Origin of the sequence: Herbidospora sp. NBRC 101105, assembly GCF_030269205.1 — a bacterium.
Classification (GTDB): Bacteria; Actinomycetota; Actinomycetes; order Streptosporangiales; family Streptosporangiaceae; genus Herbidospora; species Herbidospora solisilvae.
Genome location: NZ_BSSX01000001.1, coordinates 1976016 through 1990456 on the forward strand (window position 1 = coordinate 1976016; position 14441 = coordinate 1990456).

Annotated in this window: 15 protein-coding genes; 8 read left to right on the forward strand and 7 right to left on the reverse strand. The window is 71.1% G+C overall.

Translation table 11 applies throughout. From position 1 onward, the window contains the following. The first annotated feature begins 90 nt into the window (after positions 1–90). From QSK34_RS08755 to QSK34_RS08780, 6 genes are all read left to right on the forward strand, one after another. On the forward strand, positions 91–3291 hold the full coding sequence (locus tag QSK34_RS08755) for an efflux RND transporter permease subunit (protein ID WP_285581860.1): 3201 nt from the start codon (positions 91–93) through the stop codon (positions 3289–3291). 38 nt (positions 3292–3329) lie between these two features. Then, positions 3330–4754, forward strand: coding sequence for an adenylosuccinate lyase (gene purB, locus QSK34_RS08760; protein WP_285581862.1), 1425 nt, complete (start codon positions 3330–3332; stop codon positions 4752–4754). Continuing rightward, positions 4751–5797: a GNAT family N-acetyltransferase gene (locus QSK34_RS08765; RefSeq protein ID WP_285581864.1), complete on the forward strand. Its 1047-nt coding sequence runs from the start codon at positions 4751–4753 to the stop codon at positions 5795–5797. The genes purB and QSK34_RS08765 overlap by 4 nt, the downstream gene beginning before the upstream one ends. Before the next feature lie 41 nt (positions 5798–5838). Beyond that, positions 5839–6879, forward strand: coding sequence for a DUF4037 domain-containing protein (locus QSK34_RS08770; protein WP_285581866.1), 1041 nt, complete (start codon positions 5839–5841; stop codon positions 6877–6879). An 87-nt stretch (positions 6880–6966) separates the two neighbouring features. Further along, entirely contained in the window at positions 6967–7563 is a 597-nt protein-coding gene (locus QSK34_RS08775) for a hypothetical protein (protein WP_285581868.1), read from the forward strand. A 22-nt stretch (positions 7564–7585) separates the two neighbouring features. After that, on the forward strand, positions 7586–7891 hold the full coding sequence (locus QSK34_RS08780) for a transcriptional regulator (RefSeq protein WP_353051370.1): 306 nt from the start codon (positions 7586–7588) through the stop codon (positions 7889–7891). 11 nt (positions 7892–7902) lie between these two features. On the opposite strand, the gene QSK34_RS08785 is transcribed toward QSK34_RS08780, so the two are convergent. The 3 genes from QSK34_RS08785 to QSK34_RS08795 form a co-directional block, all read right to left on the reverse strand. Beyond that, the gene (locus QSK34_RS08785; RefSeq protein ID WP_285581872.1) at positions 7903–8625 is read right to left on the reverse strand and encodes an HAD family hydrolase; all 723 of its coding nucleotides are present in this window, start codon (positions 8623–8625) and stop codon (positions 7903–7905) included. 128 nt (positions 8626–8753) lie between these two features. Next, positions 8754–9515: a MerR family transcriptional regulator gene (locus QSK34_RS08790; protein WP_285581875.1), complete on the reverse strand. Its 762-nt coding sequence runs from the start codon at positions 9513–9515 to the stop codon at positions 8754–8756. Positions 9516–9601: 86 nt separating this feature from the next. After that, positions 9602–10630: a tyrosine-type recombinase/integrase gene (locus tag QSK34_RS08795; RefSeq protein WP_285581878.1), complete on the reverse strand. Its 1029-nt coding sequence runs from the start codon at positions 10628–10630 to the stop codon at positions 9602–9604. Positions 10631–10690: 60 nt separating this feature from the next. On the opposite strand from QSK34_RS08795, the gene QSK34_RS08800 reads away from it, so the two are divergent. Further along, the gene (locus QSK34_RS08800) at positions 10691–11176 is read left to right on the forward strand and encodes a cupin domain-containing protein (protein ID WP_285581880.1); all 486 of its coding nucleotides are present in this window, start codon (positions 10691–10693) and stop codon (positions 11174–11176) included. A gap of 65 nt (positions 11177–11241) precedes the next feature. Here QSK34_RS08800 and QSK34_RS08805 read toward each other — a convergent pair whose 3' ends face one another. Together QSK34_RS08805 and QSK34_RS08810 are read right to left on the reverse strand one after the other, a co-directional pair. Further along, positions 11242–11691 (reverse strand): hypothetical protein, encoded by a 450-nt coding sequence (locus tag QSK34_RS08805; protein WP_285581882.1) that lies wholly within the window; start codon positions 11689–11691, stop codon positions 11242–11244. A gap of 865 nt (positions 11692–12556) precedes the next feature. Then, a complete protein-coding gene (locus QSK34_RS08810; RefSeq protein WP_285581884.1) occupies positions 12557–12940 on the reverse strand; it encodes a DUF3224 domain-containing protein in 384 nt (127 codons plus the stop codon). Positions 12941–13026: 86 nt separating this feature from the next. On the opposite strand from QSK34_RS08810, the gene QSK34_RS08815 reads away from it, so the two are divergent. Next, positions 13027–13473 (forward strand): SRPBCC family protein, encoded by a 447-nt coding sequence (locus QSK34_RS08815; RefSeq protein ID WP_285581886.1) that lies wholly within the window; start codon positions 13027–13029, stop codon positions 13471–13473. Here QSK34_RS08815 and QSK34_RS08820 read toward each other — a convergent pair. Further along, entirely contained in the window at positions 13463–13837 is a 375-nt protein-coding gene (locus QSK34_RS08820) for a barstar family protein (RefSeq protein WP_285581888.1), read from the reverse strand. The genes QSK34_RS08815 and QSK34_RS08820 overlap by 11 nt on opposite strands. Before the next feature lie 9 nt (positions 13838–13846). Continuing rightward, positions 13847–14290: a ribonuclease domain-containing protein gene (locus tag QSK34_RS08825; protein ID WP_285581890.1), complete on the reverse strand. Its 444-nt coding sequence runs from the start codon at positions 14288–14290 to the stop codon at positions 13847–13849. Positions 14291–14441: the final 151 nt, after the last annotated feature.

Sequence of the window (14441 nt, forward strand, 5' to 3'; positions counted from 1 at the left end):
CCACGTGACATTAAATATTCGTACGACGCGAAGTGTTAGGGTGAGCCGCACTAATCTTCCGGCCCACCTTCTGTCAAGGAGCCTTCGCGCATGACCTTCCTGGCCAGGCTGAGCCTCGCCAACCGCAGTCTGGTGATCATGATTGCGGTGGTGGCCAGCGCTCTCGGCGCCTACGCCATCCCCTCGTTGAAACAGCAGCTGTTCCCGTCGCTGGAGTTCCCGGGGGCGTTCGTGGTGGCGCGGTACGCCGGCGCGGCGCCCGACATCGTCGAAGACCAGGTCACCAAGCCTATCGAGAACAGCTTCCAGGGCATCGCCGGGGTGACGCAGATCTCCTCGACGTCGAGTGAGGGCTTGGCCTCCATCCAGGTGGCGTTCGAGTTCGGCACCGACATCGACGAGGCCATCGGCCAGATGGAGCAGTCGATCTCCCGGATCGAGGCGACGCTGCCCGCCACGGTCGACCCGCAGGTGATCGCGGGCAGCACCGACGACATCCCGGTCGTGGTGCTGGCCGCCTCCGGCGGCGACGAGGCGACGACGCTCGACCGGCTGGAGCAGACGGTGGTGCCGTCGCTGCAGGGGATCGACGGAGTGCGGGAGGTGCAGATCACCGGCGCCCGCGGCAAGCAGGTGACGATCACGCCCGACGTCGCCGAGATGGCGAAGAAGGGGTTGTCGCCGGCGGCGATCCCCGAGCTGCTGCGCGCCAACGGCGTGGCCATCCCGGCCGGGTCGGTCACTGAGGACGGCCGGAACCTGACCGTCCAGATCGGTGACCGGGTCGCGACGGTGGAGGACCTGAAGAACCTCTACCTGACCCCGCCGGCCGCGCCGGCCGCTCAGCCGCAGGCGCAGCAGCCGCAGGTGCCGGGCCGTCCGGTCGCCGCGGTGCGGCCGCCGGCGCCGCCCAAGCCGGTGACGCTGGGGTCGCTGGCCGACATCGAGGTGGTCGACGACACGGCGGTGACGCTGACCCGGACCAACGGCAAGCCGAGCCTGGGCGTGTCGATCACGATGAAGCCCGATGGGAACGCGGTGGCGATCTCCCATGACGTCCAGGACGCGATGCCGGAGCTGACCGCGGCGCTGGGGTCGGGCGCGGCGCTGACGGTGGTGTTCGACCAGGCGCCCTATGTGGAGCGGTCGATCCACGACTTGACGACCGAGGGCCTGCTGGGCCTGGCGTTCGCCGTGATCATCATTCTGGTGTTCCTGTTGTCGATCCGCTCGACGCTGGTGACGGCGGTGTCGATCCCGCTGTCGGTGGTGATCGCGCTGATCGCGTTGTGGGTGGGGGACTACTCGCTGAACATCCTGACGCTGGGCGCGATGACGATCGCGGTCGGGCGGGTGGTCGACGACTCGATCGTGGTCTTGGAGAACATCAAACGTCATCTCGGCTACGGCGAGCCGAAGCGGCAGGCGATCCTGAGCGCGGTCCGCGAGGTGGCGGGCGCGGTGACGGCCTCGACGCTGACGACGGTGGCGGTGTTCGCGCCGATCGCGTTCGTCGGCGGCATGGTGGGCCAGCTGTTCTCCCCGTTCGCGGTGACGGTGACGGTGGCGCTGCTGGCCTCGCTGCTGGTGTCGCTGACGGTGATCCCGGTGCTGGCCTACTGGTTCCTGAAGGCGCCTGCGCTGTCGCCGGAGGAGGCGCGCCGGGTGCGGGAGGAGGCCGAGGCCAAGGAGCTGCGTTCGCCGCTGCAGCGCGCCTATCTGCCGGTGCTGCGGTTCGCGACCCAGCGCCGCTGGATCACCCTGGCGATCGGCCTGGTGGTCTTCGCCGGGACGGCGGCACTGGGGATGAACCTGAAGACCAACTTCCTCGACTCGGCCGGCATGAACACCGTCAACGTCACCCAGAAGATGCCGGTCGGCACGAACCTGGAGGTGACCGACGCGGCCGCCCGCAAGGTCGAGGACGTCATCGCCGCCGAACCTGGTGTCGCCTCCTACCAGGTGAACGTCGGCGGCGGCAACCAGTTCATGGGCGGGGCGGGCGGCAGCGCCGACCGGGCCTCGTTCTCGGTGACGCTGGATGAGGACGTCGACGCGACGGCGCTGCAGGACGGCCTGCGGGCGAAGCTGACGGCGCTCGGCGCGGGCGTGGGCGAGATCACCGTCGGCGGCGGCGGGGGAGGCGGCGGGCTGTCGTCCAACCAGTTCCAGGTGCGGCTGCAGGGCCCCGACGTCGACCAGCTGCGCGCCGCGTCGGCGACGGTCATCCAGGCGCTGGCCGGGGTGCCGGGCCTGCGGGACGTCACCTCCAACCTGGCCGACAGCGGCGAGCGGATCGAGGTCCACGTCGACCGGGAGGAGGCCGCCGCGCGTGGCCTGACCGAGGCCGGGATCGGCCAGCAGGTCGCCACGGCCTTCCGCGGCGCGCCGGTGGGGTCGATCGACATCGACGGCCGGGCCGCCGACATCGTCCTGCGCACGGGCGACGCGCCCGAGAGCCTGGAGGCGGTCAGGGATCTGGAGCTGCCGACCGCGACCGGCATGGTGAAGCTGTCGCAGGTCGCCGAGGTCGTCAAGGAGGGCGGCCCGACGCAGATCAGCCGCTTCGACGGTGAGCGCACCGCGACGGTCTCGGGTGACGCCGACGCCTCCAACCTGGGCGCGGTCACCGCCGAGGTCACCACCAGGCTCGACGCGCTGACGCTGCCCGCCGGGGTCACCGCCGTCGTGGGCGGCGCCTCGGCCGACCAGGCCGACGCGTTCGCCGACCTGGGGCTGGCGATGGTGCTGGCCATCGCGATCGTCTTCATGATCATGGTGGCGACGTTCTCCAGCTTCGTGCAGCCGCTGATCCTGCTGGTGTCGATCCCGTTCGCCGCGACCGGCGCGATCGGCCTGCTGCTGATCACCGACACGGCGCTGGGCGTGCCGGCGCTGATCGGCATGCTGATGCTGATCGGCATCGTCGTCACCAACGCGATCGTGCTGATCGACCTGATCAACCAGTACCGCGAGCAGGGCATGGGCGTCACCGAGGCCGTCATGGAGGGCGGTCGCCGCCGGGTGCGGCCGATCCTGATGACGGCGCTGGCCACCATCGGCGCCCTCACCCCGATGGCGGTCGGCCTGACCGGCTCGGGCGGGTTCATCTCCCAGGCGCTGGCGATCGTCGTCATCGGCGGCCTGGTCTCCTCGACGCTGCTGACGCTCGTCCTGGTCCCGACGCTGTACGTCATGGTGGAGAGGACCAAGGAACGCTTCCGCCGCGCCCCCAAGCACGAACGCCGGCTTGAGGTGTACGACGAGGAGGCGCTGACCCCCACCCGGTGAGCGTGTGGGGATGCGCGGCTTGGATAAGCTCGGGGAACGTGACCGACAAGCCGCGCATCCCCAACGTCCTGGCCACCCGCTACGCCTCGCCCGCCCTGGCCCGCCTGTGGTCTCCCGACCACAAGGTGGTGCTGGAGCGGCGGCTGTGGGTGGCCGTGCTCAAGGCCCAGGCCGATCTCGGGATCCCGGTCCCCGCCGACGTGATCACCGCCTACGAGAAGGCGGCCGACACCGTCGACCTGCCCTCGATCGCCGCGCGCGAACGCGTCACCCGCCACGACGTCAAGGCCCGCATCGAGGAGTTCAACGCGCTGGCCGGCCACGAACACGTCCACAAGGGCATGACCAGCCGCGACCTGACCGAGAACGTCGAGCAGCTCCAGGTCCGCGACAGCCTCCTGCTGGTCCGCGACCGCGTCGTCGCCCTCCTGGCCCGGCTGGCGCGGCTGGCGGGGGAGTACGCGGCGACCGTCATGGCCGGCCGCTCCCACAACGTCGCCGCCCAGGCCACCACCCTCGGCAAACGTTTCGCCACCGCCGCCGACGAACTCCTCGTCGCCTACGAGCGGCTGGAGGACCTGATCGCCCGCTACCCGCTGCGCGGCGTCAAGGGCCCGGTCGGCACCTCCCAGGACATGCTCGACCTGCTCGGCGCCGACCGGCTCGCCGACCTGGAGAACCGCGTCGCCGCCCACCTCGGCTTCACCCGCGCCCTCACCAGCGTCGGCCAGGTCTACCCGCGCTCCCTGGACTACGACGTCCTCACCACCCTGGTCCAGCTCGCCGCCGCGCCCTCCTCTCTGGCCAAGACGATCCGGCTGATGGCCGGCCACGAACTGGTCACCGAAGGGTTCCAGGAGGGCCAGGTCGGCTCCTCGGCGATGCCGCACAAGATGAACACCCGCTCCTGCGAGCGCGTCAACGGCCTGACCGTCGTCCTGCGCGGCTACGCCTCCATGGCCGGGGAACTGGCCGGCGACCAGTGGAACGAAGGCGACGTGTCCTGCTCGGTCGTCCGCCGAGTCGCCCTGCCCGACGCGTTCTTCGCCTTCGACGGCCTGGTCGAGACCATGCTGACCGTCCTGGACGAGTTCGGCGCCTTCCCCGCCGTCATTGAGGCCGAACTCGACCGCTACCTGCCCTTCCTGGGCACCACCAAGATGCTCATGGCCGCCGTCAAGGCCGGCCTGGGCCGCGAGGCGGGCCACGAGATCATCAAGGAACACGCCGTCGCCGCCGCTTTGGCGATGCGCCAGGACGGCGGCGGCAACACCCTCCTCGACCGGCTGGCCGCCGACCCGCGCTTCCCCCTGTCCCGCGCCGACCTCGACGCCCTCCTGGCCGACCGGGTCTCCTTCACCGGCGCCGCCGCCGACCAGGTCGCCGCCGTCGTCGCCCGCGTGGGGGAGATCACCACCCGGTATGCGCAGGCCGCCCAGTACACCCCGGGCGCCATTCTGTGATCGAACTGCACGACGCCGACCAGGTCGCCGCCGCCTGCGGGGGCGACGACCTGGTCGTGTGGACCGCCCAGCGGCTGCCCTTCGGGGGAGCGCGTGCGTGGGCGCGCGGCGAGGCGGTGGTGGTGGCCTGCCCGGCGGTGTCCAAACACGACCGGCTGGCCGTCTTCGGTGATCCTGGGGATCCCGCGCACGCCGGGCTCGTGCGGCAGGTGTGGCGGGAGATGGGCACCGGCTACCGGCCCTTCGGCGACCGGGAGACGATCCACCGGCTGGTGGAGGCGATGCCGGGGGAGCTGGGCCCGGCCGGGAACTTCACGTGGATGACCGTGGGGCCCGACGACGTCCGCCTCGACGTTCGCACACCCGATGCCCTCGGGCCCGACGCGATCAAGGCCGACACTTCTCGGCCGGACACTCTTCGGCCGGAGAGCCTTTGGCCCGACGCTCTTGGGACCGGCGCAGCGAAGGCCGACGCAGTTGGGACCGACATTTTTCGGCCTGACGCTCATCGGACCGACGCTCATCGGACCGACATCGCTCGGCTGGAAACGGGATCGGCCGTGACCTACGGGCCTGAGGCGAACAGGTCGCGTGGGGGACAGGCGGCAGGAGAAAGCCTGGCTGGAGGAGTGGCGGCCCTGATGGTGAAGCCCGACGTCGCCTGGCTCGCCCCCGGCGCCGAAGACGAGGTCGCCGCGGTGCTGGACGTCGCCAACCCCGACGCCTACGCCCGGCCCGGCATGCCCGGTGTCACCCGCTGGGCCGGTGTCCGCGACGAGGCCGGGCGGCTGGTCGCCGTCGGGGCCGACGCCTGGTCGGCGCCCAGTGTCGGGTTCGTCGGCGGCGTCGCCACGCTGCCCGAGGTGCGGGGGAGCGGGCTGGCCGGGGCGATCTGCCGGTTCCTCACCGCCGGCCTCCTGGACCGGCACGGCCGGGTCTCGCTCATGGTCGACGACGTCAACGCCGCCGCGCTGGCCGTCTACCGGCGGCTCGGCTACACGCGCAGGCCGGTGGCGGCGACCCGGGCCGTACAGGAGACATAAAACCAGGTGAGCGGCGCGGCCCGACCATGCACAGTGAGGGAATGATGTCCGCGTTTGTCCCCGGCCTGGAGTTGTGCCGCGCCTACTACCACGACGTGCTGCGGCCCCTCCTCGACGACGGCCCCCACCCCGTTCCCCACAGCGCCGCGCTCATCGGCCCCGGCTCGGAGGTCCTCGGCTTCGACACCGCCCGCTCCGCCGACCACGACTGGGGCCCCCGCGCGATCATCTTCGTCCCGGCCGGACGCGCCGAGGAGATCCGCGACCGCGTCTGGAAGCGGCTGCCGGCCGAATACGGCGGCTTCCCGACCGCGTTCGGGTCCGACCTCCATCCGGTACGGCCCGGCGTCACCGTCACCGAGTTCACCCCCTGGGCCCGTGACCTGCTCGGCTTCGACCCCCGCGGCCCGATCGGCGTCGACGACTGGCTCGGCGTGCCCTGGCAGCGGCTGGCCGAGTTCACCGGCGGTGACGTCTTCCACGACGGCCTGGAGGAGTTGTGCCCTGCCCGGCGCCGCCTGCGCTGGTACCCCGACGACGTGTGGCGCTACGTCCTGGCCTGCCAATGGACCCGCATCGCCCAGGAGGAGAGCTTCCCCGGCCGCGCCGGGGAGGTCGGCGACGACCTCGGGTCGGTCCTGGCCACCGGCCGCATCGCCCGCGACCTGATGCGCCTGACCCTGCTCATGCGGCGCCGCTACCCGCCGTACACCAAGTGGCTCGGCAGCGCCTTCAACCGCCTGTCCGGGTCGGCCGAACTCGGCGACGCCCTCACCGGCGCCCTGCGGGAGACCACCTGGCAGGGCCGCGAACACCACCTGTCCACCGCCTACCGCCGCGTCGCCGCCCTCCACAACCGGCTGAACCTCACCGAACCCGTCGAACCCGGCACCCGCCCCTACCACGACCGGCCCTTCCAGGTCATCGGCGGCCACCGCTTCGCCCGCGCCCTCATGGACGCCGTCACCGACCCCGCCATCGCCCGCCTCGACCTCGTCGGCACCGTCGACCAGGTCGCCGACAACACCGACGCCCTCACCCATCCCCGGCGAGCCCGCAACCTGGCCGCCGCGGCCCGCTGAACCCCCACCCCGGATGGTCTGCGTTGCAAACCTCGACGCCGGGCTTTAGGCTGCACGAAAGGTCTGCACCGCAAACCGGAAGGTTCGATGATCAGCGCCCAGGAACTCGACCACCTCGACCGCATCCGCACGACCACCGCCGCGCACGCCCACCGCCAGGGCCTCTATCCGGCCGCCTTCGGCCTCACCCTCATGTACTACGCCTCCGACGCCACCCGCGACACCATGGCCGCCCCCGTCCTCCTCGGCGCGGTCCTGCTCGCCGCCGCGGCCGGCTACTACCGCCACACCTACGGCACGGTCATCCCGCGACGCCACAACGCCGGCTACCCGGCGTGGCTCATCCCCGCCCTGCCGGCGGCCGTGCTCGTGCTGGTCGTCGCCGCCAACCTCACCGCGACGCCCGGCCATCTCACCGGCGGCCTGATCTTCGCCGGCGCTCTGGCGCTGATGGGCGGCCCGCCCCGGCACCGCCGCCGCCACTACTCCGCCTCCGCCGGCGCGCTCATGGCCCTCACCCTGGCACCGCTCGGCGTGCTCACCCCCACCGGCGAGCACCCCTTCGCCTCCACCGACCCCCTCTGGCAACTCATGGCCGCCGGCGCGCTCCTCGTGGTCAACGGCCTGCTCGACCACCGCGCCCTGGTGCGCTCGCTGCCGCGACCGGCCGTACAGGAGCAATGAGGTGGGCACCCCCTTCGCGGACATGACAGAGATCGACCGGCTGGTGCACGACCCCTCCCGGCTGGCGATCACCAGCGCCCTGTCGGCCTGCCAGAGCGCCGACTTCCTCTACCTCCAGCGCGTCACCGGCCTGTCCAAAGGCAACCTGTCCAGCCACCTGGCCAAACTGGAGAAAGGCGGAATCGTCACCATCGACAAGACCACCGGACGCCGCCCCCGCACCGTCGTCAGCCTCACCGAACCCGGCCGCGCCATCGTCGCCGACCACTGGGACCGGCTCATCCGCCTCCACGAAGCCGCCCGCACCTGGGTCCCCACCCAGGACTGACGCCGGGCGCCTCAGACCAGGGCCGACGGCCGCGCCGCCGCCAGCACCGGCAGCAGCGCCGGCAACTCCGCCAGGGTGCGGATCGTCGGCACACCCGCCGGGGGAGGAGCCGACCCGTACCGGTCGAGCCACACCCCGTGCATGCCCGCCCGCGTCGGCCCGATCGCGTCCAGGTTCAGGTTGTCGCCCACCAGCACCACCTCGCCCGGCTCCAGGCCCAGCTTCGAGGCCGCCGCCGTGTACACCTCGGCCGACGGCTTGAAGTTCCCGCCCAGCGCATCGGGCGTCAGCACCGGGTCCAGCCGGTCGAGCAGGCCCAGCCGCCGCAGCTTCGCCTCCTGCTGCACCGGCTGGCCGTTCGTCAGCACCCCCAGCGTCACCCCCGTGCCCGCCAGCCGCCCGATCAGCGGCGCGGCGTCGGGGAAGGCCGTCCAGGCCTGCTCGTACAGATCGAGGAACTCCGCGTACGCCCCGTCGAGATCACCCGGCACCGCCACACCCATCCGCCGGCAGTAGTCACGCAACCGCCGGCGCCGCTGCTCACCGAAAGAGCACTCGCCCCGGTGCCACGCCGGCAGATGGACGTCCTCCAGCCGCAACCACAACCCCGGCCCCTCGGCCAGCAGCGGATGGAACGGGGACCGCTCGGCCGTCCACGCCGTCACCGCGTGCGCCACCGCCGCACGATGATCGAACAGCGTCTCGTCCAGGTCGAAGAGAATGGCCCTGATCATGCCGCCCATCCTCCGGAACCCCTATTACAACGGCGTTTCCACGAAGTGAAAGGGGAAACCGGGCTTACCCACAACCAGTCACGCCCATCATGACAAAGACCGCGGGCCCGCGCGGGCGAAACCCGGAATCACCGGACGACCCCGGCATTCGCCACAATCGAATCCCGGATGTACACCGACAACCCCTCCGCCACCCCCTCGTAATTGCGGGCGAACCGCTCATCGGCCACGTACATCTCCCCGAGACCCACATGAATCTCCGACGTGCACGAATAGAACCACCGGCTGATGTGCTCCCGATGCCGCTCCGCCACCGCCGTCACCTCGGGGGAGTCCGCCGCCACCCCCCGCGCGAACAACGACCGCCACGCCTCCACCAGCTCCCCGGCCTCCGCCGAGATCGCCTGCCAGTCAGCCTTCGTGTACGACGACGTCCGCCGACGGCTCTCCGCCCACGCCGGCGACCCACCCCACCGGCTCTCCGCCTCAGCCGCATGATCCTCCGGCCGGAACTCCCCGAACACCTCGTAACGCTCCTCCGGCGTCAACGACACACCCATCCTCGCCGCCTCCAACGCGGTCTCCACGGACACCACCAACGCCTCCAGCCGGGCGATCCGCCGCCGCAGCAGCTCATGCTGACGCCGCAGATGCGTCGCGGCGTCCACCCCCGGATCATCGAGAATCGTGGTGATCTCCTCCAGGGGGAAACCCAGCTCCCGGTAGAACAGCACCTGCTGCAACCGATCCAGATCCGGCTCCGAATACCGGCGGTAACCCGCCGCCGTCCGTTCACTCGGCGACAACAGGCCGATCTCGTCGTAATGGTGCAACGTCCGCACCGTCACACCCGCGAACGCCGCCACCTGACCCACCGAATAACCCGCCACGCCTCCCCCTCCCTTCCTGACGCGACCCAGCCTGCGGCCTCCCGTAACGTGAGAGTCAAGCCCTATACGGCCCTCTACCGCCCGCCCTAGACACCCGTATCGTGCACAAGCGGATGCGCCCGCATCGCCGCCTCCAGCTCACCCGGCAACTCATCCCGATACCGGCCCAGCGTGCTCAGATCCCCATGACCCAGCACCCGCCGCACCGCGTCCATGTCCGTCCCGCCCGCCAGCAGATGCGTCGCCGTCGTATGCCGCAACCCATGCGGCGTCACCGACCGCCGCCGCTCCGGATCCACCCGCGCCTGCACCCGGTCGATCACCGCCTGCACATCACCCCGCGCCAGCCGCCGCCCCCGCCACGACAACAACAACGCCTTCTCATCCCCCTCACGGGCCTGCTGACGCACCTCCAGATACGCCGCCAGCACCCGCGCCACCAACCGGGGGAGCGGCACATCCCGCGTCTTGCCGCCCTTACCGAAGATCCGCCAGTAACGCTCCCCGTCGTTGGTGTAGAAATCCTCCACATTCGCCCGCACCAGCTCCGACACCCGCGGCCCCACCATCGTCAGCAGCAGCACGATCAACGCGTCCCGCACCTCCGTACGCTGATCACGCCGCCCCCGCACCTCATCACCGGCAGGGGACACCGCCGCCCCCACCAGCCCCTGCGCCTGCTCCCGCGTCAACGCCCGCCGCTCGGCCCGCAACCCGCCCCGCTCCCGCGCCACCACCGTCGCCGACGCCATCGGATTCAGCTGCACCCACCCCGCCAGCGCCGCATGCTTGAACAACGCCGACACCGACCGCCGGAACCGCGCCTGCGACGCCGCGCTCTGCACCTCCCCGCCCTCCGACGGCGTCCGCCGCCGCTCGTCGGGCTTACGCGCGAACGCCAGCAGCACCGCGTCGACGTCGTCACCCGACAGATCGTCGAGCACCTCCGACAACCGGCACACCCGCGTCAGCCGCACGAACGTCTGCACATCACGCGCGTACACCTCGGCGGTCGCCCGCGACAGACCGCCCGTCACCACCTTCGCGCGGACCAGCTCCACATAACGATCCGCCGCCTCTTCCACCGACAACCGATTCAGCTCCGCCGGACGCATGACCCCAAACCCTAACCCCGGCCACCGACAATTCCACAGCTCAGTGGCATGATCGATAACATGACATATCCGGAACCGCGCTACCTGGGGGACACCGGGGAGATCACCGCCACCTACCTCCCGCACGGCGCCCCGCCCGACATCAGCTACGCCAACGGCGGCACCTGCACCTACCTCGCCACCGGCGCCACCACCGGCGGCAAGTTCGGCCTCTACCGCTGGGACATGGGCGCCAAACCCAGCGGGCCCGCCCCGCACTTCCACCGCAGCCTCACCGAGTCGTTCTTCATCCTCACCGGCACGGTCCGCATCTACAACGGCCAGGAGTGGATCACCACGGTGCCCGGCGACTTCGTGCACGTGCCGGAGGGCGGCGTCCACGGATTCCGCAACGAATCGGGCGAACCGGCCAGCCTGCTGCTGATCTTCTCGCCGGGGGCGCCGCGCGAGGGCTACTTCGAGGGCATCGCCGAGTGGGCCGCGTCGGGGCGTGAGGACCAGGAGTTCTTCGTGCGGCACGACACGTTCTGGGTCGACGAGAAGTAAATCCGATACCAAACAGAATTCACCTTCTGTCTGGTATAGCCATCTTTTGCCCGTTATGACGGTTTTCAGATGAGGCCGACGAACGCCTCGGCCTGTTCCTGGTTCATGCCGGTCTCGCCGCGCACCAGGAAGACCGCCTGCTCGGTCCGCCCGGCCTCCTTGAGCTCGCGGACCCGGCCGGCCAGGTCGGGGCCGGTCTGCAGGGCGCGTTCGGTGCTGGTGGGGAGGTAGCGCCCGGCGATGATCGATTCGGTGACGAACTTGGCGTCGCGCAGCCCCAGGCCCGTCTCCTGGCGGACGAGTTTGATCGCCTCCACGACGCGCCCCTCGGCGCCGAGTTCGCGCACACGTTCGCGGATGGGTTCGGCGATCTGCGGGATGACGCCGGGCGCCCAGTAGGCGACCTGTGCGCGGGGTCGTCCGCCGGAGGCTCTGACGGCGAGCAGGACGATGCCGGCGATGACGCCGAGGAGGATCAGCAGGACCAGGATTTCGGCGGGTCCGACGGTGCCCATGACGGTGATCTTACGACGGCTTTGCCTGCTCGATAATGAACATTATGTCAAGTTGGCTGGCGGGGGTGAAAGGTTCAGCCCGCCGGGCGGCACAGGCGGGCGTGGTTGTGCTGGTGGGTGCGGGTGCCGGGCCGGTCGTGAGCGGGTCTCGGCTTTGACCGGCGTGGGCGGCGGGAACGAACATCGCCGTTCGTCCGGCTTTCGGCGGGCATGACGTGTCGGCGGGATTGGGTGGCGCCGGTGTGGTGGTCGGTCGCGGCGGTGCCGGCCGCCTGCTTCCGGGGCCGCCGGTGGTGACGGCGTCGCGGGTTACGGCGGTGGCCCGCGCGGTGCCGTCCCCCGTCGCCTGCCGGTGCCGTGGCGTGATGAGGGGCCCTCTTTCCCGTCTGTTGGGAGGGGGGCTCCTCCTTTTCCGTTACGGCTCCGCCTGGCCGGCGCCTCCCGCCGCCGGGGGTCTGGCCGGTGGCAGGCGGCAACCGGGCGCTGGGGGCCGCGCCGTCACGAGTCCGGGTTTCGGCGCGGATCTTGATCTTGGCCAGAACTCGCGCCCGACTCGGTGGTGTGGGCCTCTCCCCCGCTTGGGGTCCCAGCCGCGCATGCATGGCTTCCGGAGGTCGGGTCCAAATGGGACGCAACCGCCTCTGGCCGCTCCTGCGCCGCCGAGGGGCGACACGGCAGTCGACCGGCCCATCGGCGGGTCGTCCCCCGGTGTAACGAGGTCTGGGCCTCCTCGACGTCCGCCTCGAGGACTCCCCTCCCGCGGGTGAGCATTGTCCCCTCAGGCCTCGATCGAGGCGTACACCCGCCGCTGCCCCGGTTCGAGCCGGAACCTGTATTCGTGCAGACGAGGGCGAACACCGGTTGATTACAGCGTGTAGTCGAGGGTGTAGTGGTGGCCGTCGTCGTTGATGATCTGGCCAGAGCCGGTGATGCCGACCAGTTCGCCTGTTCCTGAGGTGGCGACGATCTCCCAGCGCATCCAGGGGGTGCCGTCCGCTCCCCCGCCGGCGCTGTGGGCCAGGACGAAGGTGCCTTTGCGGCCGTGGAGGGTGCCGTCGACGTGTTCGAGGCCGGTGTAGGCGGCGGGTCCGGCGGGTGTGGCGACGGTGAGGATCTCAGTGGTGGAGGTGCCGGTGAGGTCGCCGGTGAAGTGTTTGGTGAGGCGGTGGCGGCTGATGGTGGCGCCGGGGTGGTCGTCGGTGGCGAGGGTGTCCCAGCTGGTGATGTCGAAGGTTCCGGTTGCGTGCATGGGGTCCAGGATGGCGGGGGTTCCTGCCAGGGGGTGTCAGTTTTCTGATCGGGTAGGGGTGTGCCATCTGGAGTGGAGGGGGCGTCGTGGCAGTGGTGCGGTTGCGGGTGGCGGCGGAGGCCGATGTGCCGGCGGAGCGGTTGTTCGCGGTGATGACGGACTGGCCGCGGCATCGGGAGTGGATGGTGCTGACGGATGCGCGGGTGACGTCGGGTGACGGGCGTGGGGTGGGGTCGCGGTTGTCGGCGTTCACGGGGGTGGGCCGGGTGGGGTTCACCGACACGATGGAGATCACGGCATATACGGCGGGGGCGATCGTGGAGGTGCGGCACACGGGGGCGCTGGTGCGGGGTGGCGGGGTGTTCCGGGTGTCGCCGTTGCCGGGTGGGCGCAGCCGGGTGGAGTGGGTGGAGGAGCTGGAGTTGCCGTTCGGGGTGGTGGGCCGGGCCGGGTGGGTGGTGGCGCGGCCGGTGGCGGCGGCGGCGTTGAAGGTGTCGCTGGAGCGGTTGGCGCGGCTGGCGGCTAGGGGGTGAGGGCGGCGGTGGTGCGGGCGCGCAGGTGGGGTTCTTGGGCGGGGTCGGTGTGGAGGGTGAGGGTGAGGCCGGTGCGGGCGGCGACGGCGAGGATGTCGAGGAGGGTGGCGTACTGCTCGGGGGGTTCGGCGCTGAGGAGGTCTTCGGCGTGGCGGACGATGAGGGTGGTGGTGCCGGCGCGGACGGCGTCGCCGAGGGAGTCGGCGAAGGCGTCCCAGTTGCGGCCGAAGTAGTCGGGGAAGCGCAGGACCCGCGCCGTTTCGTCGAAGAGGGCGGCGCGGGTGCGGCAGGCGCGTCCGTCGATGACCGCCGGGGCCGGGCCGGTGGTGAGGGTGAGCCAGGTCGGCAGGGGTCGGGCGGTCATGGGCGGGTCCTAGAGGCGGTAGAAGTTGGCGTAGTGGTCGGGGGTGAACCAGGTGGCGCCGGTGCTGCGGTTGACGACGATGCGGTAGGCGTCGCGGGCGGCGCCGCGGGGGCGGGGGTAGACGTCGTATTCGTAGTAGGTGGCGTTGGTGGGGAGCTGGCCTTCGCGGTTGTAGTGGCGGCCGCCGGTGTAGTTGTAGAGGCCGCCGGTCCAGGTGTACCAGCCGGCGCTGGTGGGGTAGCCCTTGGATTTCCAGACGGTGTTGGCGGTGCGGGCGTCGGCGCAGCGGGTCTGGGTGCAGGTGGAGTAGACGGCGGCCTGGGCGGGGGCGGGGGCGTTTACGGCGATGAGGGAGACCAGGGTGGCCAGGATGAGGGTGAGCCCGGCCGGCCAGGTGAGGTGGGGGCGCTGCGGGGTGGGCACGGTGCCTCCGTGGGGGTGGGGTGTGGTCATCCGGAATGATCACTTGGCGGGTGGTCACGTGCAATGTAAGACGATCAACGGGACGGTGAACAGTTAGCGGCGTTTTCGGCATGGCCGTGTCGTGGGGGTTGGGGTGGCCGTGCGGGGGCGCGGTGGTCAGGCGGGAAAGGCGTTGCGGAAC

What these genes read in the sequence shown, in the direction of transcription:
- QSK34_RS08755 (WP_285581860.1), top strand. Translation starts at nt 91, where the DNA reads ATGACCTTCCTGGCCAGGCTGAGCCTCGCCAACCGCAGTCTGGTGATC.
- QSK34_RS08770 (WP_285581866.1), top strand. Translation starts at nt 5,839, where the DNA reads ATGATGTCCGCGTTTGTCCCCGGCCTGGAGTTGTGCCGCGCCTACTAC.
- QSK34_RS08775 (WP_285581868.1), top strand. Translation starts at nt 6,967, where the DNA reads ATGATCAGCGCCCAGGAACTCGACCACCTCGACCGCATCCGCACGACC.
- QSK34_RS08780 (WP_353051370.1), top strand. Translation starts at nt 7,586, where the DNA reads ATGACAGAGATCGACCGGCTGGTGCACGACCCCTCCCGGCTGGCGATC.
- QSK34_RS08785 (WP_285581872.1), bottom strand. Translation starts at nt 8,625, where the DNA reads ATGATCAGGGCCATTCTCTTCGACCTGGACGAGACGCTGTTCGATCAT.
- QSK34_RS08795 (WP_285581878.1), bottom strand. Translation starts at nt 10,630, where the DNA reads ATGCGTCCGGCGGAGCTGAATCGGTTGTCGGTGGAAGAGGCGGCGGAT.
- QSK34_RS08800 (WP_285581880.1), top strand. Translation starts at nt 10,691, where the DNA reads ATGACATATCCGGAACCGCGCTACCTGGGGGACACCGGGGAGATCACC.
- QSK34_RS08805 (WP_285581882.1), bottom strand. Translation starts at nt 11,691, where the DNA reads ATGGGCACCGTCGGACCCGCCGAAATCCTGGTCCTGCTGATCCTCCTC.
- QSK34_RS08810 (WP_285581884.1), bottom strand. Translation starts at nt 12,940, where the DNA reads ATGCACGCAACCGGAACCTTCGACATCACCAGCTGGGACACCCTCGCC.
- QSK34_RS08820 (WP_285581888.1), bottom strand. Translation starts at nt 13,837, where the DNA reads ATGACCGCCCGACCCCTGCCGACCTGGCTCACCCTCACCACCGGCCCG.
- QSK34_RS08825 (WP_285581890.1), bottom strand. Translation starts at nt 14,290, where the DNA reads ATGACCACACCCCACCCCCACGGAGGCACCGTGCCCACCCCGCAGCGC.